This is a genomic window from Shewanella sp., assembly GCF_047975355.1.
Lineage (GTDB): Bacteria > Pseudomonadota > Gammaproteobacteria > Enterobacterales > Shewanellaceae > Shewanella.
Genome location: NZ_JBKEDJ010000011.1, coordinates 1 through 22,450 on the forward strand (window position 1 = coordinate 1; position 22,450 = coordinate 22,450).

General features: G+C 47.1%; 24 protein-coding genes. 11 read left to right on the forward strand and 13 right to left on the reverse strand.

Going from position 1 to position 22,450, the window contains the following annotated elements; all coding sequences use genetic code 11:
• From map to ACK5NH_RS04785, 5 genes are all read right to left on the reverse strand, one after another.
• On the reverse strand, positions 1-562 hold a 562-nt coding region (map, locus tag ACK5NH_RS04765; protein ID WP_416918028.1), incomplete at its 3' end, for a type I methionyl aminopeptidase.
• Positions 555-779 (reverse strand): ParD-like family protein, encoded by a 225-nt coding sequence (locus ACK5NH_RS04770; RefSeq protein ID WP_416918029.1) that lies wholly within the window; start codon positions 777-779, stop codon positions 555-557. The genes map and ACK5NH_RS04770, both read right to left, overlap by 8 nt.
• Before the next feature lie 342 nt (positions 780-1,121).
• Positions 1,122-2,555: a cytochrome c oxidase accessory protein CcoG gene (gene ccoG / locus ACK5NH_RS04775; RefSeq protein ID WP_416918030.1), complete on the reverse strand. Its 1,434-nt coding sequence runs from the start codon at positions 2,553-2,555 to the stop codon at positions 1,122-1,124.
• 163 nt (positions 2,556-2,718) lie between these two features.
• Positions 2,719-4,182 carry a sigma-54 interaction domain-containing protein gene (locus ACK5NH_RS04780; RefSeq protein WP_416918031.1) on the reverse strand — a complete coding sequence of 488 codons (1,464 nt, stop codon included), beginning with the start codon at positions 4,180-4,182 and terminating at the stop codon, positions 2,719-2,721.
• Positions 4,183-4,688: 506 nt separating this feature from the next.
• Complete coding sequence (locus tag ACK5NH_RS04785) at positions 4,689-5,234, reverse strand: thioredoxin family protein (RefSeq protein WP_416918032.1); 546 nt, start codon at positions 5,232-5,234, stop codon at positions 4,689-4,691.
• A gap of 203 nt (positions 5,235-5,437) precedes the next feature.
• Between ACK5NH_RS04785 and ACK5NH_RS04790 the strand changes: the two genes are divergently transcribed.
• Together ACK5NH_RS04790 and ACK5NH_RS04795 are read left to right on the forward strand one after the other, a co-directional pair.
• Positions 5,438-6,988 (forward strand): S10 family peptidase, encoded by a 1,551-nt coding sequence (locus tag ACK5NH_RS04790; protein WP_416918033.1) that lies wholly within the window; start codon positions 5,438-5,440, stop codon positions 6,986-6,988.
• 86 nt (positions 6,989-7,074) lie between these two features.
• Positions 7,075-7,689 (forward strand): LysE family translocator, encoded by a 615-nt coding sequence (locus ACK5NH_RS04795; RefSeq protein WP_416918034.1) that lies wholly within the window; start codon positions 7,075-7,077, stop codon positions 7,687-7,689.
• Positions 7,690-7,822: 133 nt separating this feature from the next.
• Here the strand turns inward: ACK5NH_RS04795 and ACK5NH_RS04800 are convergent, their stop codons facing one another.
• Positions 7,823-8,140, reverse strand: coding sequence for a DUF3144 domain-containing protein (locus ACK5NH_RS04800; RefSeq protein WP_416918035.1), 318 nt, complete (start codon positions 8,138-8,140; stop codon positions 7,823-7,825).
• Positions 8,141-8,533: 393 nt separating this feature from the next.
• Between ACK5NH_RS04800 and ACK5NH_RS04805 the strand changes: the two genes are divergently transcribed.
• Positions 8,534-8,968 carry a hypothetical protein gene (locus ACK5NH_RS04805; protein WP_416918036.1) on the forward strand — a complete coding sequence of 145 codons (435 nt, stop codon included), beginning with the start codon at positions 8,534-8,536 and terminating at the stop codon, positions 8,966-8,968.
• A gap of 295 nt (positions 8,969-9,263) precedes the next feature.
• Positions 9,264-9,923 (forward strand): uracil-DNA glycosylase, encoded by a 660-nt coding sequence (gene ung, locus ACK5NH_RS04810; RefSeq protein ID WP_416918037.1) that lies wholly within the window; start codon positions 9,264-9,266, stop codon positions 9,921-9,923.
• Positions 9,924-9,999: 76 nt separating this feature from the next.
• On the opposite strand, the gene ispB is transcribed toward ung, so the two are convergent.
• On the reverse strand, positions 10,000-10,971 hold the full coding sequence (gene ispB, locus ACK5NH_RS04815; protein WP_416918082.1) for an octaprenyl diphosphate synthase: 972 nt from the start codon (positions 10,969-10,971) through the stop codon (positions 10,000-10,002).
• 273 nt (positions 10,972-11,244) lie between these two features.
• On the opposite strand from ispB, the gene rplU reads away from it, so the two are divergent.
• From rplU to ACK5NH_RS04850, 7 genes are all read left to right on the forward strand, one after another.
• Positions 11,245-11,556: a 50S ribosomal protein L21 gene (rplU, locus tag ACK5NH_RS04820; RefSeq protein ID WP_011621690.1), complete on the forward strand. Its 312-nt coding sequence runs from the start codon at positions 11,245-11,247 to the stop codon at positions 11,554-11,556.
• Between the two features lie 14 nt (positions 11,557-11,570).
• Positions 11,571-11,825 (forward strand): 50S ribosomal protein L27, encoded by a 255-nt coding sequence (gene rpmA / locus ACK5NH_RS04825; protein WP_007650346.1) that lies wholly within the window; start codon positions 11,571-11,573, stop codon positions 11,823-11,825.
• A 212-nt stretch (positions 11,826-12,037) separates the two neighbouring features.
• The gene (gene cgtA, locus ACK5NH_RS04830) at positions 12,038-13,204 is read left to right on the forward strand and encodes an Obg family GTPase CgtA (RefSeq protein ID WP_416918038.1); all 1,167 of its coding nucleotides are present in this window, start codon (positions 12,038-12,040) and stop codon (positions 13,202-13,204) included.
• A gap of 27 nt (positions 13,205-13,231) precedes the next feature.
• Positions 13,232-13,993: a threonine/serine exporter family protein gene (locus ACK5NH_RS04835; protein ID WP_416918039.1), complete on the forward strand. Its 762-nt coding sequence runs from the start codon at positions 13,232-13,234 to the stop codon at positions 13,991-13,993.
• Positions 13,990-14,463, forward strand: coding sequence for a threonine/serine exporter family protein (locus ACK5NH_RS04840; protein WP_011621694.1), 474 nt, complete (start codon positions 13,990-13,992; stop codon positions 14,461-14,463). Before ACK5NH_RS04835 ends, ACK5NH_RS04840 begins: the two co-directional genes overlap by 4 nt.
• A 22-nt stretch (positions 14,464-14,485) precedes the next feature.
• Positions 14,486-14,968, forward strand: a complete 483-nt coding sequence (folA, locus tag ACK5NH_RS04845; protein ID WP_416918040.1) for a type 3 dihydrofolate reductase — start codon at positions 14,486-14,488, stop codon at positions 14,966-14,968.
• Between the two features lie 202 nt (positions 14,969-15,170).
• On the forward strand, positions 15,171-15,584 hold the full coding sequence (locus tag ACK5NH_RS04850; RefSeq protein ID WP_416918041.1) for a DUF3718 domain-containing protein: 414 nt from the start codon (positions 15,171-15,173) through the stop codon (positions 15,582-15,584).
• 227 nt (positions 15,585-15,811) lie between these two features.
• On the opposite strand, the gene ACK5NH_RS04855 is transcribed toward ACK5NH_RS04850, so the two are convergent.
• From ACK5NH_RS04855 to surA, 6 genes are all read right to left on the reverse strand, one after another.
• Positions 15,812-17,833, reverse strand: coding sequence for a methyl-accepting chemotaxis protein (locus ACK5NH_RS04855; RefSeq protein WP_416918042.1), 2,022 nt, complete (start codon positions 17,831-17,833; stop codon positions 15,812-15,814).
• A 96-nt stretch (positions 17,834-17,929) separates the two neighbouring features.
• Entirely contained in the window at positions 17,930-18,754 is an 825-nt protein-coding gene (locus ACK5NH_RS04860) for a symmetrical bis(5'-nucleosyl)-tetraphosphatase (RefSeq protein WP_416918043.1), read from the reverse strand.
• 21 nt (positions 18,755-18,775) lie between these two features.
• Positions 18,776-19,156: a Co2+/Mg2+ efflux protein ApaG gene (gene apaG / locus ACK5NH_RS04865; protein ID WP_416918044.1), complete on the reverse strand. Its 381-nt coding sequence runs from the start codon at positions 19,154-19,156 to the stop codon at positions 18,776-18,778.
• A 51-nt stretch (positions 19,157-19,207) separates the two neighbouring features.
• Positions 19,208-20,014, reverse strand: coding sequence for a 16S rRNA (adenine(1518)-N(6)/adenine(1519)-N(6))-dimethyltransferase RsmA (rsmA, locus tag ACK5NH_RS04870; protein WP_011627022.1), 807 nt, complete (start codon positions 20,012-20,014; stop codon positions 19,208-19,210).
• A gap of 14 nt (positions 20,015-20,028) precedes the next feature.
• Positions 20,029-21,015 carry a 4-hydroxythreonine-4-phosphate dehydrogenase PdxA gene (pdxA, locus tag ACK5NH_RS04875; RefSeq protein WP_416918045.1) on the reverse strand — a complete coding sequence of 329 codons (987 nt, stop codon included), beginning with the start codon at positions 21,013-21,015 and terminating at the stop codon, positions 20,029-20,031.
• 6 nt (positions 21,016-21,021) lie between these two features.
• Positions 21,022-22,326 carry a peptidylprolyl isomerase SurA gene (gene surA, locus ACK5NH_RS04880; RefSeq protein WP_416918046.1) on the reverse strand — a complete coding sequence of 435 codons (1,305 nt, stop codon included), beginning with the start codon at positions 22,324-22,326 and terminating at the stop codon, positions 21,022-21,024.
• Positions 22,327-22,450: the final 124 nt, after the last annotated feature.

The following is a 22,450-nucleotide window of genomic DNA, read 5'->3' on the forward strand; positions in this document are numbered from 1 at the left end:
AGTGAAGAACTTGCGGCTCTTCATGCATTTCTTGGCCGATCCCAGGGCCGCAATAATCTTTGACTATGCTATAACCAAAGGAGTGTGCATATTGTTGAATCGCATGGCCAATATCGCCCAATGTGGCTCCGGGCTTAACCTGTTTGATCCCTTGCCACATGGCTAAATAGGTGACATCTGCCAGCTTTCGGGCCGGGGCGGGCGCCTGTGGCATCACATACATTTTACTGGAGTCGGCAATATAGCCGTCTTTCTCGAGGGTAATATCTAAGTTAATGATATCTGTGCTTTTGATGATCTCATTCGCTGAGGGCACACCATGGCAGACCACCTCGTTAATGGACGAATTCAACACATATTGATAGCCATACTGACCTTTACTCGCGGGACGCGATTTTAGCTCATTGACTATAAAGGCTTCGACCGTATCGTTGATGTCCATGGTGGTGATGCCTGGGCTTACATAGGTATCAAGCATTTGAAATACTTGAGATAATAATTGTCCCGCATTACGCATCAGCGCAATTTCTTCGGCAGATTTAATCTTCACCTGATTATTCATCGGTCATGTCCTTCACCTGAGTGACGTTGGCTAGGTTCACATCCGCAGATTTCATCAGATCGGCCACTAACTGATTAAAGGAGAGTTGCGGGTGCAGTTCTGCCAGCATACCAATTCTTATCCAGAACTCCGCCTGCGAGTTGATTGAACGTGACATGACCGAACTGGCTTTTCTCAGCTCATCATGCAGTTCTTCGGAAATTTTAACTATGCCCATAAGTATACTTTATATATGTTTCGTATATTTATTGTATTCGATCTATACGGTGATTCGTCAATAATAAATCGACATTGGTTTGCAAAAATGACAGCCGAGCCTCTTCTGAAGCAGTAGCTGCAAGCACAATACAGGCGCAAGATAAGTGGCTAGAAGGCTATGGTTTTAAATTGACGCACTTCATATTTGTGCGGCGCGAGTTGAGGCTATTTAGCTGATTTAACGAAATAAGGTGAGTAAAAAAGCCCAGCGAACCACAGTGATCCAACGGGCATCATTCATAGAAGTGACTAACAGTGATGCAGTGTGCTCGCTTATCGGCGAGCACACTAGCGCATTACGCTAAGGGCTAAAGAAGCCGGTTTCTTGGCTAACGCTTTGTTTAGGCTCGCTGACATCTGTGACCGAAAATTCGATAATCTTGCGTCCCGCAGGGATTGCATCCTTGTCGGCTAAGACTGTCACAGGGTAATCCGATTGCTCGCCTGGTGCGAGGGTGATAACCGGGTCGGCAATTAAGCTAAAGGGCATTTCGCTATTGACTGCGAGCTGATATTGCTTGGTTTGCTGAGTCTTATTACGGATCTTCAGCTGGTAGGTATTTTCAACTTTGTTATCGGCGGTTTCACGGTACAGGCTCTGTCTGTCGCGGATCACGTTAAGCTGAATTTCACTGCGACTGGAGAGATCTAAACTTATCACAATCAACATGATAACCACCGCTGCGCCATAACCTAAAAAGCGTGGTGAGCGCCAGTTGGAATGGCTGATGCCCTTTAATTCATTCTCGCTGACATAGCTGATCAGGTTTTGTTTGTAGTCGAATTTTTGCATGGTTTCATTACAGGCATCGACACAGGCGCCGCAGTTAATGCACTCGTATTGGAGGCCTTGACGGATATCAATACCTGTAGGGCAGACTTCGACACATAAATTACAGTCGACACAATCACCTAGTTCGGTTTCTTGCTTGCGTTTACGTGGACCGCGTGCTTCACCACGCGCGGCATCATAGGTCACGGTTTTGGTATTAGCATCGAACATCACGGCCTGAAAACGCGCATAGGGGCAGCAGTGCAAACACATTTGCTCGCGCATCCAGCCGGCATTTAAGTAAGTACAAATCGCGAAAAACCATACCCAGCAGGTTGTCCAAAAGCCGGCATTGCCGGTAAAAATATCCAAGTAGAGTTCGCGTGCGGGGATGAAATAACCGATAAATCCACAACCAGTGATCAAGGCTGCTAAGCCCCACAGGCTGTGTTTGAGGCTTCTTTTACCGATTTTATCGGCAGACCATGGTGCCTTATCGAGCAACTTACGTTTATTGCTGTTGCCCTCAATCCGGCTTTCGATCCAGACAAACATAAAGGTCCACGCGGTTTGTGGGCAAAGATAGCCACACCAGACGCGCCCCCAAAACACGGTAATGAAAAACAACCCGAAGGCGGCGGCAATAAATACCCAAGCGAGTAAGGTGAAATCCTGTGGCCAGAGCGTGAGGCCAAAAAAGAAGAACTGTTGCTGACTTACATCCAGTAATATCGCTTGCCGACCATCGAAGGAGATAAAGGGCAGGGCAAAAAACAGTAGCACTAACAGGCTATTCATCGTGGTTCTAAGGCGTTGAAAATAGCCCTTCTGTTCTCGGAAATGAATCTGGCCACTGCTTTTTTGTGCTGGCTTATCGCCTACCTGGATATTTTTAATGGGGATAAATTGCTCGGCAGAGGGACGTTTTGCGTTCTCACTCTGTAGGGTGTCACTCTTGGGCATATGCTGTCCTAACGGCTTAAAATAGATTCGGCTCCCTATAGCAAGCATTAGGCCAAGATAATTTATATTTAACTGATTGATATTTAATGGTTAAAATTATTTGTAATTTTATTCAGGTCGCGATATATCGCTAATTGGTGATATGTCGCGTTTTTTGAGTCTATCAATCATTAGTAGTTTGACGTGAAATCCCTAACTTTTTCATCCGTGATCTGAGTGTGCTTGGGGGGACTCCGAGCACATGGGCTGCGCCATTGGGACCCGAAATACGCCAGTTGAGCTGCTTTAATGTTTGTTCGATATGTTGCGCTTCCGCCTCGGCCAAGGTTTGTAATGGTGAGGCCGCAGTCTGAGTCTGTAGGTGATTCGTGGGCATGGCATGGATTTGCAAAATGTCCGTTTGGGATAAAATGGCCTCCCGCTCGAGGATATTTTGTAATTCGCGCACATTTCCCGGCCAGCTGTAGGCCATCAGTTTTTGTAGGCCTTTTTGGCTCACACCGCGCAGTTTCTTCCCTAGTTTGCGGTTTAGGGAATGCAAAATGTGGCTGACAAGCTCGGGCATGTCCTCAAGCCTTGCCCTTAGTGGTGGCACTTGAATTGGGAACACATTCAAGCGGTAATAGAGATCCATCCTGAATAAGCCCTGTTCAACGCGCTTGAGTAAATCATGGTGACTGGCGGCGACTAAGCGAATATCGACCTTAATGGTTTCACTGCCACCAAGCCGTTCGAAGGATTGCTCCTGTATCACCCGCAGTAACTTGGATTGCGCCTCTAAACTTAATTCGGCCACCTCATCGAGAAACAGTGTGCCTCGATGGGCGAGTTCGAAGCGGCCTTTGCGCTGCTGAGTCGCGCCAGTAAAGGCGCCTTTTTCATGACCAAAGAGTTCACTTTCTAACAAAGAGGCGGAAAACGCCGCGCAGTTAACGCTGATCATGGGTTTATCTTTACGACGACTCCGTTGATGTAAGTTGCGGGCAACCAGTTCTTTGCCTGTACCATTCTCGCCACAAATCAATACAGTACTGTCGGTATTGGCCACCATATGCAGTTGCTGGATCATATGGCGGATCACCGCACTACTGCCCGAAATATCCACGTCGCCGGTCTTATCGGCTAACTCGGCTTGGAGATAGTGATTCTCGCTGGCAAGTTGTTCCGATAGCGCCTGAACCTGTGCTAAGGCTTGACGTAGCGATTGCTCGGTTTGTTTTTGAATGCTGATATCACGAAATATCGCGACTACGCCGATAAGTTTGTTGTCTCTATAGACGGGCGTAGAGCTGTAATGTACTGGAAAGCTGCTGCCGTCCTTGCGCCAAAACACATCGTGGGTGATTTCTCTTGCAATCCCATCCTTTAGCGTGTTGTAGATGGGGCAATCCTCCTGAGGATAATGACTGCCATCCGCATGGCTGTGATGGTGGCAATTATGGATATTTTTGCCGAGTAATTCTTCATTTTTCCAGCCCGTCATGCGTTCGGCTGCGGGATTGATAAAGACAGCATTACCATTTAAATCGAACCCATAAATGCCTTCACCCACGGCATTGAGCAGTAATTGGTTTTCTGGCAGAAAATGTTTATCTAAGGGCATTGCGGTGGGTTCCGTTGATGTCATTCAGTAGAGTCCTTAAAACGAATGAGTTGCTAGAGTATAACTTGCCAAGGACTGTCGCGATATATCGTGAGTTAAGTTGTGATGATTGAATTGAATGCTTTAAAGATGAGCTTAGAGGTCTGACTATTAAGCTGTTGATAATAAAAAGCTTATATTCTAATCGACCGAAAGTTGTATTTAGTGCTGGCTTAAAATATTAAATTGTTATAAAAATGTTTCATAAATATCTTTGGCTAAGTTGACATGAAATAAGAAGTCTTGCCCTTAATACTGGGAAATTCACGGCAACGCAAGGATGTTTATTTAAGAAAAGTGGTAATGATAAAAGCGCTTTGGGGTTAGACGGCTGTTAAGAGTACGGAGTGATTTTCTGCCCACCTTTCCGGAAGATTGCTTTCTACTGATTTGAAGTGTGCAAAAAGGCTGCGATGCAGCCTTTTTTATTGCGCGAGTGTTTTACCTTTACCACTTCGTCTTTTAAGGTTTAATCCAATTAAATAAAATGCTTATAGTGCTTTAGCTTGGGCTAAGCCATTAAGCACGGCATCTATGGTGAGTGTTGAAGGCAGCACTATGCCGTTAGGTGCCCTTGGGCCATAGACCTTATTGTAAGGCGTGCCCGGTACGCCTTCATGCTTCATGTAACCCGCAATAGTGGAATCGGCTTCGCTCCAATTTCCCTGCATCAAAATAACCTTGTCGGCCATCAGTGCATTCACCACTTGTTCCCTATGCGTGACTTCAGCCTTGTTGGTTTGGCAAATGCTGCACCAGTCTGAAGTGATATCCACAAACACTGTGTAACCCTGTGCAACCAGTGGCGCGATTTTTTCAGGGGCTAGCGTGTGCCACTGCAGCTTTTGATAGGCTTGATAATCTTCGCCTTTGTGTACAAAACCGATAATTCCGCCTAGGCCGACGGCGAAAAATCCTAAGACAAAAATCACCGCCAGTGGAATGCGTTTACCTTTGCTACGTTGCCAGATTAGCAGGCCAATCGCGCCCAGGAGTAATGCGAGAATGACCAGACTGATGAGAGTGATAGTGCCCATAAATGCCTACATAAGTTTCCGATAATCCATTCTATCTTAGCGGCTAACAGCTTAAATCTGCGTGAATTTATGCTTTAAAAGTCGATTAAACCTTTGAAGCATTCAGTTGCAATTGTGCTTTTGCGCCTAGAGAGCACTCTTTGTAAGCTGGTGCACCGATACGAATACGACAAAATTAGTACAACAGAAGGGAAGGAAAATCGATGCGAGCGCTAAGAGAAAAGCAAACACCCATAAGGCTGACATGGGCAAGTGTGTTGCTGCCCTTGTTATTCACAGTGTCCATGGCCGGTCACGCTGAGCCTGCTAAAAAAAGTGAAGGTAAAGTGGATAAGCTGGTGCCAGAAGTGGTGACCACTAAGCAGAGAATAACGATTCAAAATCAGAAGATCAGTTATCAAGCCATTAGTGGGGAAACCATTTTAGAGGATGATAAGGGTGAGCCTCAGGCGAGCATCTTTTCTATTACGTATTTACGGGATGATGTGCAGGACAGCAGTAAACGTCCTGTCACGTTTATTTTCAACGGTGGCCCAGGTTCTGCCTCACTGTGGCTGCACATGGGCCTCTTTGGGCCAAAACGCGTGATTGTTCCCGGTGATGCCAAAGATGATGGCGCAGCGCCTTATCGGATTGAGGCCAACGATTATTCATTGCTCGATGAGTCTGATCTGGTGTTTATCGACCCTGTTGGTACCGGTTTTAGCCGCGCCCTCGGTGAGAAGAAGGGCACCGATTTTTGGGGCGTGAAAGAAGATGCCCAATCCATTGCCGAGTTTATGCGCCGCTGGTTGATTGAACATAAGCGTTGGAATTCGCCTAAATATCTTGCTGGTGAAAGCTATGGTACGACGCGAGCGGCAGCATTAGTGGATGAACTTCAAGGCGGTTGGACCGATATTTCAGTCAATGGCGTGATGCTGATTTCATCGATTCTCGATTTTAGCCACGCTCGCTATCAACCGGGTAATAACCAACCCTATATTGGTTTTTTACCGACTATGGCGGCAACCGCGTTTTATCATAATAAAGTCAGCGATGCCGACAAGGAATTAGGACTCGAGGTGTTTGTCGAGCAGGCACGTCAATTTGCCATCAAGGATTATGCCTTAGCCCTATTGCAAGGCAGCCGTTTAGCACCGAGTGACTATCAAGCCGTGCGCAAACAGTTAGCACGTTTTATAGGCCTGAGTGAGTCTTACCTCGACCGAGTGAATTTACGGGTGAGTGCTAGCCGCTATACCAAGGAGTTACTCAGGGATCAGGATCTCACGGTTGGGCGTTTAGACAGTCGCTATACAGGAAAAGATTACGATAGTGGCGGTGACTCAACCGGTAATGACCCTTCAGGTTATGGTATCGATGGCGCTTATACGGCGGCTATCCATCAATATTTATACGAAGATTTAGGGGTTAAATTATCGCGTCCATTCAACGTGCTCTCCACCGATGTGAACCGTGGCTGGAACTGGAATATCAGCGGTAAACAAATGCATTATGTGAATGTGGCGCCCTATTTAGGACAGGCGCAACGCGAGAATAAAGATCTGCGTATTTTTGTCGGTAACGGTTATTTTGATTTTGCGACTCCCTTCTTTGCGACCGAAAATACCTTTGCCGATAATGGCATAGATAATAGCCGCGTCACCATGCATTACTACAAGGCGGGCCACATGATGTATGTAGAGCCAGCGTCGCTTGCGCAACTGGTGCAAGATATCCGCGCTTTTTATCATCCTAACGCGGCTAAATGAGAGTGACCGTATTGTTTGGCCAGTGTTAAACTGCCACACCTGTGAAGGCCCTATAGAGGGCCTTTTTATGCTTTAAAGGGTTAAAAATGAGCTTTAGTACTTGGTTAGGACTATTGGCGATTTGTTGCTTGGGCGCTATGTCTCCCGGGCCGAGTTTGGCTATGGTCGTGCGTCATACCTTGGGCGGTGGTCGTGGCAAGGGGATTGTTTGCGCTTGGGCGCACTCGATTGGCATAGGTGTTTATGCGTTAGTGACACTACTCGGCCTAGCCGTTGTATTGAAAAAAGCACCGTTGATTTTTAATGGGATCGCGATTTTAGGCGCGCTCTATCTGGCATGGATGGGGATCCAAGCACTGCGTTCAAATGGCGGCATGCAGGCAAAGCTTGCGGCAGGGGAGGCTACGGATACGCTTACGGCTGCGCGCGATGGTATCGCGATTTCCCTCTTTAATCCTAAGATTATGCTGTTTTTTTTAGCGTTATTTAGCCAGTTTGTGATGGTGGCCGATAGCTTAACGGGTCAAGCCCTTATCGTGCTAACGCCGTTAGTGGTTGATGGACTCTGGTACACTCTAATTGCCTTAGTGTTGTCCCATTCGAGTATATTACCTAAGCTACGGGAAAAAGCGGGGCTTATCGATAAACTCTCTGGTGTGGTATTGATTCTGTTAGCAATACGAGTGGTGTATACCCTCTAACTTATCGCTATGCACAGAGATAAATGCGCAGAGATAAAAAACGCCATCACAGGATGGCGTTTTTTATGGGATGTTGGCGGGCGATGTTTGGCCTTTAATGCAGACTCAGTCTTTAACGCGTCGCCTGTAGAGATCAGCCTTTAAAAATTTGTACCGAATCATCCACTGCGGCTGTTTCTTCCTGCACCACTGGTGGATTGGCGATATGGTCGTCTAAGTTGTCACTCAGCATTTCGCGGTATTCGGCGCTAAACCATTCGAGCGCATTGTCCTTTTCGGCCCCTAAATCGGCTGATTTGATCGCGGCTTCAAAGGCGTTAAAACGGGCCGCGGCAAAACGCAGGGCTGTGCCTACTTTACCGACATCACCTTCTTGCTGGCTTAGCTGATTGGCTAAGGCAATAAATTGATCGGCAAGTTCAAAAATCGTGGTGTTGCTGGTATCAGTCATAGCGCTTACTCAAAATAATTTATTGGTGGGCGATTCTATCCTAAATTAAGCAGGAAGGAATCGTTAACGCTTAACTATTGAGATCTAAATCTGTTGTAACGGACTCAATTGTTAGCGCGTTATCTATGGCTTACGGTTAGCTAGCGTATTTATTGATGGGCTTTTTATCTGCGATTCAGCTATATGGTGAGCATTCACAACAGAAGCAGAGACTCTTAACCGAGTCCTGCCGAATATTAAGTTGATGCTGATTTATTGATGCGGGTATTTTGCCTAAAAAGTGTCTGTATGACAGTGTAAAGCGAATTAAAAAACCAATGCAGCCCTCTGCGATAATTCATCTTCTGTTCAGTTAGCGACTCGCATACTGCCTCCATCAACAGGAGAAAAGCCATGAAAGCTATTAAACTCACTCTGTCAGCCTTACTACTCACAGCAGCTTCATCTTCGGCCATTGCGGCAGATGTAGGTGTGTCGATTAACATCGGCGACCCAAACTTTTACGGTCAGATCAATATCGGTAATTTTCCTCGTCCGCAGGTTATTTACGAAAAACCTATTATCATTGAGCAGTCGCGGGTTGTGTATGAACCCATCTATCTGCATGTACCACCAGGTCATGCGAAAAAATGGGGTCGCTACTGTGCATCCTACGGCGCCTGCGGCCGTCCTGTCTATTTTGTTCAGGATGGCTGGTATCGTGACGAGTACGTACCACGTTACCGCACCTATAAACACGACAAACATCACCACAAACATTACGACAAACATGAACGCCGTAAAGATAGGGATGATGACCGCGGTCATGGTCATCGTGGTCACGATTAACGCAGAATGCTTGAACAAACGCCCCTGTTAAAGTAAGTGGTGTCTCAGCAGATTATTTATTGCTGAGTTAAAGCGTCTTGGTACAAAACGTGGTTTTGCTAGATTGAGCCTTCGCAATACGGGGCGTTTTTTTGACAGTAACCGATGCCTTTGTTTAATACGAAGTTGACTCATAGAGGCGTAAATTAGCTTGAGATACATCAATACAGGGGAATAAAAAAACGGACTTGGCTTGTCATGTCGCGCTATCACTTTTAAGCTAACGGCATTGTAACTTAAGCAAGAGAAACAGATTTTGGCGACTTGGCAGGCATTTATCGACCAACAACGTACACAACCTTATTACCAACAGCTGATTGCTTTTGTGAATCAAGAGCGGCAAGCGGGCAAAGTGATTTATCCCCCTAAAGAGGATGTGTTCAATGCATTTAAGACAACGCCATTGGATCAAGTGCGGGTAGTGTTAATTGGCCAAGACCCCTACCATGGTCCCGACCAGGCCCACGGTCTGTGTTTCTCGGTTAAGCGCGGCATTAAACCGCCGCCATCGCTGGCCAATATGTATAAAGAATTGGTGAACGATATTCCCGGCTTCCAAATTCCCAATCATGGCGATTTAACCCAATGGGCGGAGCAGGGGATCTTAATGCTCAATACCGTGCTGACGGTTGAGCAGGGGCAAGCCCACTCCCACGCTAATGCGGGCTGGGAAACCTTTACTACAGAGGCATTAAAGCTGCTTAATGCGCAGGAACGGCCGATTATTTTTGTACTTTGGGGCAGTCATGCCATCAAAAAAGGGGCGGTGATTACCGCGCCACAGCACCAAATTCTCTCTGGGCCACATCCATCACCGCTATCGGCTTATCGCGGATTCTTTGGTTGTGGGCATTTTTCTAAAGTGAATCAACTGCTGATGGCTCGGGGCGAAGCACCAATTCAATGGCAGGTTTAAGTTTAGTTTTGTAAAACACCTTAAAAATAAAAAGGCCTTGCTAAGCAAGGCCTTTTTATTGATTTATCGCTGCTAATTAGTGGTTGCGATCAACGGAGATTTTCGCCAGCGAGATTAATGCGGTTTTGAAATCACTGTCCGGTAATACCGCCAATGCCGTAATCGCCTTGTTTGATTCTTCAATCGCTTTTTGTTGAGTGTAAGTCAGCGCGCCGCAGTGATGCAGGGCGGCAACAATTTTCTCAATGGCGTGGGTGCCATCACCTTGTTCAATCGCTTGGCGGATGAGTTGTTGCTCTTCTTCTGTGCCATGGGCAATTGCATAGATCAGCGGTAAGGTCGGTTTACCTTCAGCAAGGTCATCACCAATATTTTTGCCTAACTCTTCGCTGTCAGCTGTGTAGTCGAGCAAATCGTCGGTCAACTGGAAGGCTGTGCCTAAATATTTACCATAGTCGCCTAATGCCGCTTCTTGCTCTGGTGTGGCTCCGGCTAAAACGGCAGCAAGTAAGGTGGCCGCTTCGAATAGCTTAGCGGTCTTACAGTAAATGACCCGCATATAACTTTCTTCTGAGGTATTAGGGTCATTACAGTTCATCAGCTGTAACACTTCACCCTCGGCCAATACGTTGGTGGTATCGGCTAATACTCGCAATACGCGCATGTTGTCGAGCTCGGTCATCATTTGGAATGAACGGGTATAAAGGAAGTCACCCACTAATACACTGGCACTGTTACCAAAGAGGGCGTTTGCGGTTTCGCGGCCACGTCTGAGGGTCGATTCATCGACCACATCATCGTGCAGTAATGAAGCGGTATGAATGAATTCAATAATCGCAGCAAGCTTAAGGTGGGCTTCACCTTGATAGTCGACGGCGCGCGCTGCGAGGACGGACAGTAAAGGACGAAGACGTTTACCACCACCATTGATAATGTAGAAACCTAACTGGTTAATCAGGGCGACATCTGACTCCAGCTGTTTATAGATCAGCTGATTGACTGCTTGCATATCAGTGTCAGCCAGTTGACGAATAGCGTTTAAATCCATAATAGACTCTGGTTGTGGGGCCATTACGTACCCGGCCTCTATTTTAGGCTCACGTGTTATATAGAATGAATTTTACCTAAAATTCCGACATATGACAGTACTCACACTACTAATGTGCGAGTTATTCCGGCCTTTTTTTATTCTTTCCTAATTAGGGCTTGCCAGATAAGGATTCTTCGCGTAAACTCCGCGCCCATTGTCAATAAAGTTTTTGTAGCGCCCTGCCTCCCATAGTGTGAGCCAGCGTGTTAGGAATATCGGAGTAAAATAGCTATGTACGCTGTTTTTCAAAGTGGTGGTAAACAACACCGTGTAGCCCCAGGCCACACAGTTCGTTTAGAAAAATTAGAAGTTGCTACTGGTTCAACTGTTGAATTCGATCAAGTATTACTGATCGCCGACGGTGAAAAAGTGCACGTTGGTGCTCCTTTAGTAGCTGGCGGTAAAGTCGTTGCTGAAGTAGTAAGTCATGGTCGTGGCGAGAAAGTAACTATTGTTAAGTTCCGTCGTCGTAAGCACCACGATAAGAAGATGGGCCACCGTCAGTGGTTCACCGAAGTTAAAATTACTGCTATCAACGCATAATAGGAGTCTAACTCATGGCACATAAAAAAGCTGGCGGTTCTACTCGTAACGGCCGTGATTCAGAAAGTAAACGTCTAGGTGTTAAGCGCTTTGGCGGTGAATCAGTTCTAGCTGGTAACATTATCGTTCGTCAACGTGGTACTAAATTCCACGCTGGTGTAAACGTGGGTATTGGTCGTGACCATACTCTGTTTGCTCTGACTGACGGTAAAGTAAAATTCGAAGTTAAAGGTCCTAATAACCGTAAGTTTATTAGCATCGAAGCTTAATCTTCGAGTCTAGCTTATACTGTAAAGCCCCGCCATTGGTGGGGCTTTCTGTTTTTTTATGCTTCTGTTTACCTGCGTTTCTGGTGAGTTTGGTAAATCTTTATCAAATTGAGGGCGTTGACTGGTAAGATTGGAGCACGTATCTCGAGTTTTTTGGCGACCGATGAAGTTAAACGGTATAATTCCTTCATTCAGTGATGCCAGGAGTAAGTATGAAGTTTGTCGATGAGGCAGTAATTAGGGTCGAAGCAGGCGACGGCGGTAGCGGTTGCGTTAGTTTCAGACGCGAAAAATATATCCCTGATGGTGGTCCTGATGGTGGCGATGGTGGCGATGGTGGCAGTGTTTATCTGCAGGCCGATGAAAACCACAACACCCTGATTGAATACCGATTTGAACGTTTTCACATGGCTGAGCGCGGTGAAAATGGTCGTGGCCGTGACTGTACCGGCCATAGCGGTAAAGATTTGATTTTAAAAGTGCCTGTAGGTACTCGTGCCATTGATGATGAAACCGAGGAAGTACTCGGCGATTTAACTACTCATGGCCAAAAGCTATTAGTGGCTAAAGGTGGATTCCACGGCTTAGGCAATACGCGCTTTAAGAGCAGTACTAACCGTGCCCCACGTCAAAAGACCTTAGGTACTCCGGGTGAAGTCCGCAGCCTGAAATTAGAGCTACTGCTGTTAGCCGATGTTGGCTTGCTCGGTATGCCTAACGCGGGTAAATCGACCTTTATTCGTGCAGTATCACGTGCAACACCAAAGGTTGCCGATTACCCTTTCACGACATTAGTACCTAACCTAGGTGTGGTTAACCCTCGCCCAGGTCAAAGCTTTGTGATCGCCGATATTCCTGGTTTGATCGAAGGCGCGGCAGAAGGTGCGGGTCTAGGTATTCGCTTCTTAAAGCATTTAGAACGTTGCCGTATTCTGTTGCATATCATCGATATCGAGCCAATTGATGGCACAGATCCTGTGGATTCTGCCCGTGCGATCGTCGGTGAGCTTGAAAAATATTCGCCAAAATTGGCAAGCAAGCCACGTTGGTTAGTCTTTAACAAGGCCGATCTGTTGCTCGAAGACGAGCTAAAAGAGAAGGTCGCTCGCGTTGTTAAGGAATTAGGTTGGGAAGGTGACGTTTACACTATTTCTGCCTATAGCCGCGATGGCACTAAAGAATTAGCGACCAAGCTACTGGACTTCATCCAAAGTCTTCCGCCAGAAGACAAAGATGCGAACCCAGATGCAGAGGTTGAGTTCAAGTGGGACAATTATCATCAAGCCAACATTGATGCTATTAATGAAGACTATGACGATGAATTCGACGAGGACTTTGATGATGACGACTACGATGTAGAAGTGATCTACCAAAGATAATATCTCTCCCTAAGTTTTGAGAGTCCCGTGTACGCAGATACTCAAAATGATATTACTCGGCAGGTTGTGCGTGTCGCACAACTGCTACTGGCCTACGGCGCTGAATCTGATTTAGTTGAAGAAATCAGCCAGCGCCTAGGTCAGGCCTTAGGATTGGCAAGTGTTGAGCTTTCCATCTCCTCTAATTCCCTCGTGTTAACCAGTTTAGTACATGGTCGCTGTATCACGACGACGCGTCGGATCCGCGAGCATGGCATCAATATGACCATAGTCTGCGAGTTGCAACGCATCTGTTTGTTGGCGGAAAAAGGTCTCTATGGCCCCAACGAAGTGCGTAAACGCTTAGCGCGGATTGAACCTAAGACCTATCCGCCGTATCTCGTGATATTGATGATAGGCCTGTCCTGCGCCAGTTTTTGTCACCTGTTTAATGGCGATGTTGCCGCATCAGTTATCACCTTTTTTGCCTCTGCGGTCGGGATGTCGGTGCGCCTTGCGATTGCCAAGCGGCATTTTAATTTGCTGGTCAATTTTGCGGTGACGGCATTTGTCACTAGCATACTGGCGCAGACGGGTTATGTATTTCACTTGAGCGAAACCCCGCAGGCGGCCATGGCGGCCAGTGTGTTGATGCTGGTGCCGGGGTTCCCGATGATCAATGCGATTTCTGATATGGTCAAAGGCCATATGAACGTGGGAATTTCCCGTTGGGGTCATGCCACCTTACTCACTGTGTCATCTGTTATTGGCATTACCATTGCAATGCAGCTCGGAGGGATCTTCCTATGATCGCCTTGCTGTGGACCCTGCTGCACGATGCCTTTTTCTCGGCGATCCCTGCCGTGGGGTTTGCTATGGTATTTAATGTGCCGAAACGTTTCTTACCTTACTGCGCGCTCGCTGGCGCCATAGGACACAGTTCCCGCACGTTAATGCTGCAATTTGGCTTGCCTATCGAATGGGCGACCTTTGCCGCCGCGGCTTTAGTCGGCACTATCACTATCGGCTTTGCCAAGCGTCACCTCGCGCCGCCCTTGATGTATGCTGTTGCGGCGATTATCCCGATGATCCCTGGGACCTACGCCTTTAATACCGTAATAGCCCTAGTGCAATTAACGGCGCAGTCGCAGGTAAGCCAAGAGTTAACCGGACAAGTGATCAGTAACGGTTTAAAAACCGTCTTTATCTTAGGCGCGCTGTCGGTAGGGCTTGCCTTACCGAGTCTGTTATATTTTAGAACCCGCCCCGTTATTCAATAAAAACAATACCAAAGGAGTGCCCATGCGCATTGCTATGATAGCCGCGATGGCAAACAATTTAGTCATCGGAAAAGACAATAAAATGCCATGGCATCTGCCCGAAGATTTACGCCACTTTAAGGCCATGACCTTAGGCAAACCCGTAGTGATGGGGCGTAAAACCTTCGAGTCCATCGGTAGACCTCTGCCTGGACGCCATAATATTGTTATTTCCCGCCAAGCGGATTTACAGATAGAAGGTGTGACCTGCGTAACCTCCTTTGAAGACGCCAAACTGGCGGCTGGCGATTGTGAAGAGTTGGTTGTTATCGGTGGTGGACAGTTGTATCAACAATTATTACCTCAAGCAGACAGACTCTACCTGACGCAAATCAACTTAGATGTTGAAGGTGATACCTTTTTCCCCGCATGGGACTACGATAAATGGCAAGAAACCGAATCGGTAACCAGTATAAATGGCGAAGGGCTGGAATATCGCTTTATCAATTTGACAAAAAAATGTTAAATTACGTTTTTATGTTGTTTACCCTGTGCGTATGGATTGTCAATATGTCTAAGGTATTAGATCCGACAGGCCTGACTTAGTTGAGATAGCGGTGTTTTATGGCTTCTTTACTGATGACTCCTAGGAGGCCTATATCCGCTAGAGATAGACGCAGACCATACAAAACATAATAAAACTATAAGAAAGTATTAAGGAGTATCGGATGCGTCTTATGCCTGTAGCTTTGGCTGCACTAATCGGATTTAGCTATGTTTCTGTGCCAACCACGGCGAAAGCCGAAGCAGATCCACTTGTCGCGAGTATTTGTGATTACGTAAAAGCGAACGATAAAAACCGTTTACGTAAAAAACTAAAAGAAAGCCGTGTTAAGTTACGCCAAGTGTACAGCGGCATTAGCTGTGATGGTCAAAGCTTGTTACGTACTGCCTATGCCACTAATGCGAATGATGCCGGAGAGTTTGTGGCTAAGCGTTTATCTGTCAACGAGCTGAGCGTACCTGAAGCTGATGGCATGACGATTCAAGCTTGGGCTGAAGCGAATGGTCACGGTGCTAGCCCTATCACTGCTGCAGTGAAAGAGCGTTTAGGTGCAGCCGCTGGCGGTGAAGAAGAATAATCATTTCTCCTATCATTTTTTAATGTGCTTTTACACAAGGAAAGAATGATGCCTAAAAATGCCGAACTGAGTTCGACATTTTTTATGGGCGCTTTTTACCAGTTCTCTACTGAAGTAGAGTTTTTCGTCTTCCATTATGTGGTTAAGCCGCGGGATGAAACTTAAAGCTAAATGCAGGGGAAAGAAAAGGGCCGCGATTGCGACCCTATTTATACCTGAGTGTTTGCTTATACTCTAAATTCACCGACAGAAGCTTGTAGCTCTTCGGCAAGCTTAGCCACCTGATGGCTCGATTGCGCGGTTTGATCGGCACCAATTGCCGTTTCTTCCGAAATTGCAGCGATATGCTCAAGCTTCTCAGACACTTGCTGGCTCACCAGATTTTGCTCCTGCGCAGCATGGGCAATGTGCGTGCCCGCATCATAGGCCTTGTGCACCGACTGACTGATGGTCTCTAGGGCGAGGTTAGCTTGCTCTGTCTTATCGACGCAGGCATTGGCTTGGGCACGGCCCATATCCATTGCTGCCACGGCTTGCTGGGCTCCCTGTTGCAGCACTTCGATCATTTGCTGGATCTCGCGGGTCGAGACTTGAGTTCTTGAGGCTAGGCTGCGCACTTCATCGGCAACCACCGCAAAGCCGCGACCCTGCTCACCGGCGCGTGCCGCTTCAATCGCGGCGTTTAATGCCAACAGGTTAGTCTGCTCGGCAATACCACGAATAACATCGAGAATAGAGCCGATAGAGGCGCTGTCCGATTGCACTTTATTGATCACTTGGCCTGCTTTGGCGACTTCGTCAGCCAAGGCTAAAATCGTGCGCTTATTCTCTTCGGCTATAGTGCGCATGTGTCTGGCTTCTTGATCGGCCTGTTTGATTTGTGCCAGTGCATCATCGGCGCTCATCGACACTTGTTGTGCACTGGAGCTTAACTCGGTCGTTGCTGTAGCAACTTGGTCTACTTGGTTCTTTTGCTCTTGAATGCCTGTGGTGGTCTGTGCCGTGATCGCCGAGGTTTGTTCCGCTGCTGCGGCGAGTTGGTTAGATCGGTCTAAAATACCGACGATCAGGCTACGTAAACTGTCGACTAAACGGTTACAGTTTTTCGCTAGTTCAGCAAATTCATCATGGCCAGAATCATCTAGTTTATGAGTTAAATTGCCCGAGGCTAACACGTTTAATGCATTGTTGACTTGGTAAAGTGAGCGCTTTAATGGCGTAACAACGGCAAAACTGATAATGACAGCAGCGACGATAGCTATAAGCACAACGATAATCGTACGGATACTGGCGGCATCAATCTTAGCTATGGTTGCTTGACTCATTTCGGCAGCGGCAGACTCAATGTTATTGCTCACATCTTCCATATTGCGGTCAATCACTTTGACATCTTTTTCTATGATGGAGAGTTGATTTGCCGCAGCCTGAGCATGGGTTAACTGACTTGCTTTTATCAGTACCATTGAATCAGGTCCCTCTAGCAGTGAGAGCACCTTTTTAACGTCTTCATTGACGGATTTTAAGGTCTCAGCATCCACAATATCCTGCGCGTGGCGGTTAACGTACTCTAGCTTGTTTTTGCTCTCACTTAGAATGTAGTCGAGTTCTTTGGAAATGAGTTCGTGCTTACTCATTTCTTCATTAGTAACTAAATCGCTAATTGTCGTGATGATATTGCCCATGCTGGTATCGATGGCGCTTGCCGACGCGGCAAGACTCTGAGCATCGGGGTTTTGGCTGTTTTCTAGGTCGATAATATCTAGCAATCCCGATGAGGCGTCATCGGCGGCATTTTCGAGCTTTTTCTTCAACCCTATGAGTTGCTCTTGCTTGCTGAGGGTGGCTTCACGCTCATTGAGCATGGCGAGACTGTCTCGTTCGAAAGTAGAAAAACTGTCATCAAGCTGCGAGATCAACGACGACAGATTGGTTTGCCCTTGAACCAGTTGTGTCAGATTACTGATCTCGTTTTTAAATTGTTCACCATGGTCGTTAAAGACTTTGCGTATATCGGGAATATTGGAAGATTTTGGCGCATGAAAAGCGATTAGCACTTGGCGCTGTTGTTCACTCAAAGACTCGGTTAAATGAGTGGTTGCCTTTAAGGCTGGAAGACTCAGCTCTTGCATCATTGCCGAACTATCTTTGAGGCTAATGTTCGTCAGGTACGAGGTAAATCCTAACAACACAAGTAAAAGTGTAACAACACTAAACCCGCCAATGACTCGGGTGGCTACATTAACTTTCATAGGATACTCCGGTTATTATTATATTATTCCGAATGAAAAGATTATTAAATTCAGGGCATAGCGTACTGTCGTATATCGACCACTCACGGGCTTAGTTTAACCCTTTTTTAACTTTTTTTGGGTAATTTTTTGGTCTTTTTCAAGATGCCATAGGGTTAGGTATTCCCCCCAGCAACAGCCCGTGTCTAGTGCTTTTAGCTTAGGATCGTTGACTTTACCCATCAATGCCGCCCAATGCCCAAACACTAAAGTGTGACTTTGGCGTAACGCAGAGGTAAATTCAAACCAAGGGCGCAGCTGTGGATTAGTGCAATCGGCAGGTGGTTGTTTGCAGTCAAAATCGAGATGACCATCGACATACAGATAACGCATGCGGGTCAAGGCATTGATACAAAAACGCAGACGGTTTAAGCCAATGGCGCTAGGGTCCCAACGCTCAGCGGTGTCGCTGTACATTTGGCTTATCAGTGCTTCGAGGTAATCACTCTGCTTGAGGGCTTGGCTGACAAGTTGCGACTCTTGCCTTAAAACCTCTAATGACCACTGCGGCGGAACACCGGCGTGGGTCATGATGACCTTATGCTCTGGCAGTTCACGCATTAACGGCTGTTGTCTTAGCCAATCAATCAAACCCGCAACATCGGGTGCGTTTAACAGTGGCGCGAGGTTATCGCTGGGTTTATCCCGTTTGAGTTTGCCATGGAGAGCGAGCAAATGCAGATCGTGGTTACCGAGGACGGTTTTGCCCGCATCACCTAGGGATTGAAAAAAGCGTAGTGTCGCTAATGAATCAGGACCTCTCGCGACCAAATCGCCTACAGCCCAGAGTTCATCGCGGGATGGGTTAAAGTCGACTTCTGCGAGTAATCGTTTTAATTCGGCAAAACAGCCTTGGACATCACCAACAAAATAATGGGCCACAATATCCTTTCTATTTATAAATCAGTGTAATAAACCGGGTAGTGCTAAACGGAAGGGCTTAATGGTTGCCTTAAAACGTTCGCCAGATTCGCTGACCATACCATAAGTGCCATACATAATGCCAAGGGGCGTATCGAGCACTGTGCCACTGGTATATTGGTAGGCGGTATTGGGCGGAATAGTTGGGGTTTCACCGACAACGCCTGCGCCTTGTACTTCAGTGATTTTGCCGTTCGCGTCGGTTATGATCCAGTGGCGGGTTTCGAGTTTGGCTGCTTGCTCACCGAGGTTGATGATGGTGATCGTGTAGCTAAAGAGGTATTTCTGATCCTCGGGCGAGGACTGTTGTTCAATGTATTCGGTTTTGACTTCGACTCGGATTGAGTCATCCAATGCGCTCATGCTGCTCCCTTTAATGAGATAGGGCACCTAAGTGCCCATCAAACTGATTGCTTAAGCCTGCTTATCACACACCATATTCGCCATGGCGACATATTGTTCAACGCTGATTTGTTCAGGGCGCAGATTAGGGTCAATGCCTAATTGCTCGAACTCTTCATCGCTTAGCACTTGCTTGAGGTTGTTACGCAGTGTTTTGCGGCGCATGTTGAAGGCCGTGGTGCAGAGCTGGCGCAGTACATTCACATCCTTACAGGGGAAAGGCTTTTCAGCATAGGGCAGTAGACGTACCACAGCCGAATCCACCTTAGGCGGTGGCGCAAAGCTATGGGGCGGCACTTCGAGAACCGGAACCACTTGGCAGAAGTATTGTGCCATCACCGTTAAGCGGCCATAGGCTTTGTTACCTGGGCTTGCCGATAAACGCAGCACCACTTCTTTTTGCAGCATAAAGTGCATGGTTTCAATCTGCTCGGCAAATTCGAACAGATGGAACATCAAAGGAGTTGAAATGTTATAGGGTAAGTTACCAAACACTTTGAGTTTTTTACCCGGTACTACCAATTGGCTAAAGTCGAACTGCAGCGCATCGCCTTGGTGAATCGTGAGCTTATCCTTAAGTACAGGGTGATTCTGCAAGCGCTCAACCAGATCGCGGTCTAACTCGACAACGGTCAGGTTATCTATCGCTGTGGCGACAGGTTCGGTTAAGGCGCCAAGGCCGGGGCCGATTTCGACCATCACATGGTCATTATCGGGGGCGATTGCACCTACAATGCGGTTAATCACATTATCGTCGGTTAAGAAGTTTTGTCCGAAACGCTTTCTGGCCGTGTGGCCTAAATGTACTTTGCTACTCATTAATATCTAATCGTTTAGTTTTTTGAGGATAACTCAATGGCTTTATTCAAGGCGCAGACAAAACTGCCAATATCGGCTTTGCCAGTTCCCGCAAGATCGAGCGCCGTACCGTGGTCAACCGAGGTACGGATATAAGGTAAACCCAAGGTAATGTTCACCGATTTGCCAAATCCCTGTGACTTGAGAACGGGTAAGCCTTGGTCATGGTACATGGCCAATACGACATCCGCGTCCTGTAAATATTTAGGTTGGAACAGAGTATCGGCGGGCAGAGGGCCGACAATGTTCATTTGATATTCTTCACGCAGTTCATTCAGTGCCGGAATAATCACGTCGATTTCTTCCCGGCCAAGATGGCCATCTTCACCCGCATGTGGGTTTAAACCACAGACATAAATCTTTGGGGAAGCAATGGCAAACTTGCTGATAAGGTCAGCGTGTAAAATCTTGATAATATGATGCAAACGCTGGCGAGTAATGGCTTTTGCCACATACGCCAGAGGGATATGGGTGGTCACCAGTGCTACCTGTAAACCTTGGGTTGCTAACATCATCACCACATCGGGGCAGTTGGCCTGATGGGCAAAAAACTCAGTATGGCCGCTAAAGGAAATCCCTGCCTGGTTGATGATCCCTTTATGGACTGGGCCAGTGACAACGGCATCAAACTCGCCGCTCATGTTTTTTTCACCCGCATAACGCAGGGTTTCCACCACATAAGCACTGTTCTGTTCGTCGAGCTGGCCACAAACTGCGTCGGTCACCAGTTTGAAAGGTGCAATGGTGAGTGTGCCTGCCTCTTGTGGCTTGGGTGCTTGCTCGGGCAAGTAAGGGCGAAACGTGACATGCAGGCCGAGTCGTTTAGCTCGACTGGCTAATAATTCGGGATCCGCACAAACGACTAACTCAGCAGGCCAAGCCTGCTGAGCGAGTTGCACGACTAAATCGGGGCCGATACCCGCAGGCTCTCCGGGAGTAACGGCAATACGTTTAGTGGTCAATTTACCTTAACCTCGGTTCGACTCAGGCTGAAAGACTTCAATGTATGCGTCGGCACGCATTTCGTCTAGCCAGTTTTGCAGTTCTTCATTAAATTTGCGACGGAAGATCAGTTGGTGCGCACGGTTGGTATTAAATTGATCCGTGGCATCGGTTTTTCTGCGCTCTTCAAGCTGAGTGATATGCCAGCCGTGAGTGGTACGGAAAGGCTCACTGATCTGATCTGGGCTTAAGCTATTCAGGGTTTGCGCAAACTCTGGCACATAAATGCTTGGCTCTGCCCAACCGAGTTCACCACCTTTAGTGGCCGAACCTGGATCTTCAGAATACTGACGGGCTAAATCTTCGAACTTAGCTTCGCCAGAGCGAATTTGCTTCAGGAACTGCTCTAGCATGGCCTTAGCACGGTCTTCCGACAGAATTGGCGATGGCTTGAGCAGGATATGACGCGCTCTCACTTCTTCAATTTCTTTAGTCTGTAAGCCACGGGCATCCATGATCTTAATGATGTGGAAACCGGCGCCACTCTTAATTGGGCCGATAATATCGCCTTTTTTCGCACCGTTGATCACTTCGGCAAACAGCGTTGGCATCTCGTTGATGTTCATGTAATCCCAAATACCGCCTTCCAGCGCTTTAGGGCCCGATGAAGATGCGATAGCGGTGCGGCGGAAATCCTCGCCACTCTTCAAGCGCTCGAGTACAGCGTTCGCGCGTTTGCTTGAGGCTTCTAATTGTTCACTGCTTGGGTTATTAGGCACGTCAATCAGGATATGGCCGATTTGATATTCGACGTCCTTCATACCTTGTTCTTGGATCAGTTTCACAAGGCCGGTGATTTCCTGTGGCGACACTTGGATACGGCGTTGTACTTGAATACGTTGGATTTCACCTAACGTGATTTCTTCACGCAGTTGCTCGCGGTATTGTCCGAAGCTTAACCCTTCGCTCTCGATTTTTTGCTGCATTTGCGCCACGGTCATTTTTTGTTCGCGGGCAATATTTTCAATCGCTTGGTCTAATTGTAAGTCACCGATATGCAGACCGATACGATCCGCCATCTGCAACTGTAAACGGGTAAGAATGAGTCGCTCGATTACCTGAGTACGCAGTGCGCTGTCGGATGGCAACGATTGATTCGCGGCTCTCGCATTGGCTTTTACAGTGTCAATCATATTGGTGATTTCACTTTCGAGCACAATACCGTCGTTGATTTGAACGGCAACACGGTCGATTGGCTGGGGAGCGGCCATAGTAGGCTGGCTGATAGCGAGTGCAAATAAAGCAAAAATCAGATGTTTACTGGGTTTCATCCACAAAATCCTTGGCACGTTCTAAGGTCAAATTCGACGGCTTATTTAAGTTAACTTTACCATTTATATCGAAATTACAGTGAGTTGCCTAAATGTTCTTTTGTTAGTAACTCTAAAATCGTAC

Coding starts and splice junctions, on each gene's coding strand:
- ACK5NH_RS04770 (WP_416918029.1), bottom strand. CDS start 779: ATGGGCATAGTTAAAATTTCCGAAGAACTGCATGATGAGCTGAGAAAA.
- ACK5NH_RS04805 (WP_416918036.1), top strand. CDS start 8,534: ATGAAAGCTATTAAACTCACTCTGTCAGCCTTACTACTCACAGCAGCT.
- ACK5NH_RS04790 (WP_416918033.1), top strand. CDS start 5,438: ATGCGAGCGCTAAGAGAAAAGCAAACACCCATAAGGCTGACATGGGCA.
- surA (WP_416918046.1), bottom strand. CDS start 22,326: ATGAAACCCAGTAAACATCTGATTTTTGCTTTATTTGCACTCGCTATC.
- ACK5NH_RS04785 (WP_416918032.1), bottom strand. CDS start 5,234: ATGGGCACTATCACTCTCATCAGTCTGGTCATTCTCGCATTACTCCTG.
- rplU (WP_011621690.1), top strand. CDS start 11,245: ATGTACGCTGTTTTTCAAAGTGGTGGTAAACAACACCGTGTAGCCCCA.
- ccoG (WP_416918030.1), bottom strand. CDS start 2,555: ATGCCCAAGAGTGACACCCTACAGAGTGAGAACGCAAAACGTCCCTCT.
- ACK5NH_RS04850 (WP_416918041.1), top strand. CDS start 15,171: ATGCGTCTTATGCCTGTAGCTTTGGCTGCACTAATCGGATTTAGCTAT.
- ACK5NH_RS04840 (WP_011621694.1), top strand. CDS start 13,990: ATGATCGCCTTGCTGTGGACCCTGCTGCACGATGCCTTTTTCTCGGCG.
- ACK5NH_RS04855 (WP_416918042.1), bottom strand. CDS start 17,833: ATGAAAGTTAATGTAGCCACCCGAGTCATTGGCGGGTTTAGTGTTGTT.
- folA (WP_416918040.1), top strand. CDS start 14,486: ATGCGCATTGCTATGATAGCCGCGATGGCAAACAATTTAGTCATCGGA.
- ispB (WP_416918082.1), bottom strand. CDS start 10,971: ATGGATTTAAACGCTATTCGTCAACTGGCTGACACTGATATGCAAGCA.
- ACK5NH_RS04780 (WP_416918031.1), bottom strand. CDS start 4,182: ATGACATCAACGGAACCCACCGCAATGCCCTTAGATAAACATTTTCTG.
- cgtA (WP_416918038.1), top strand. CDS start 12,038: ATGAAGTTTGTCGATGAGGCAGTAATTAGGGTCGAAGCAGGCGACGGC.
- ACK5NH_RS04795 (WP_416918034.1), top strand. CDS start 7,075: ATGAGCTTTAGTACTTGGTTAGGACTATTGGCGATTTGTTGCTTGGGC.
- rpmA (WP_007650346.1), top strand. CDS start 11,571: ATGGCACATAAAAAAGCTGGCGGTTCTACTCGTAACGGCCGTGATTCA.
- rsmA (WP_011627022.1), bottom strand. CDS start 20,014: ATGAGTAGCAAAGTACATTTAGGCCACACGGCCAGAAAGCGTTTCGGA.
- apaG (WP_416918044.1), bottom strand. CDS start 19,156: ATGAGCGCATTGGATGACTCAATCCGAGTCGAAGTCAAAACCGAATAC.
- ACK5NH_RS04800 (WP_416918035.1), bottom strand. CDS start 8,140: ATGACTGATACCAGCAACACCACGATTTTTGAACTTGCCGATCAATTT.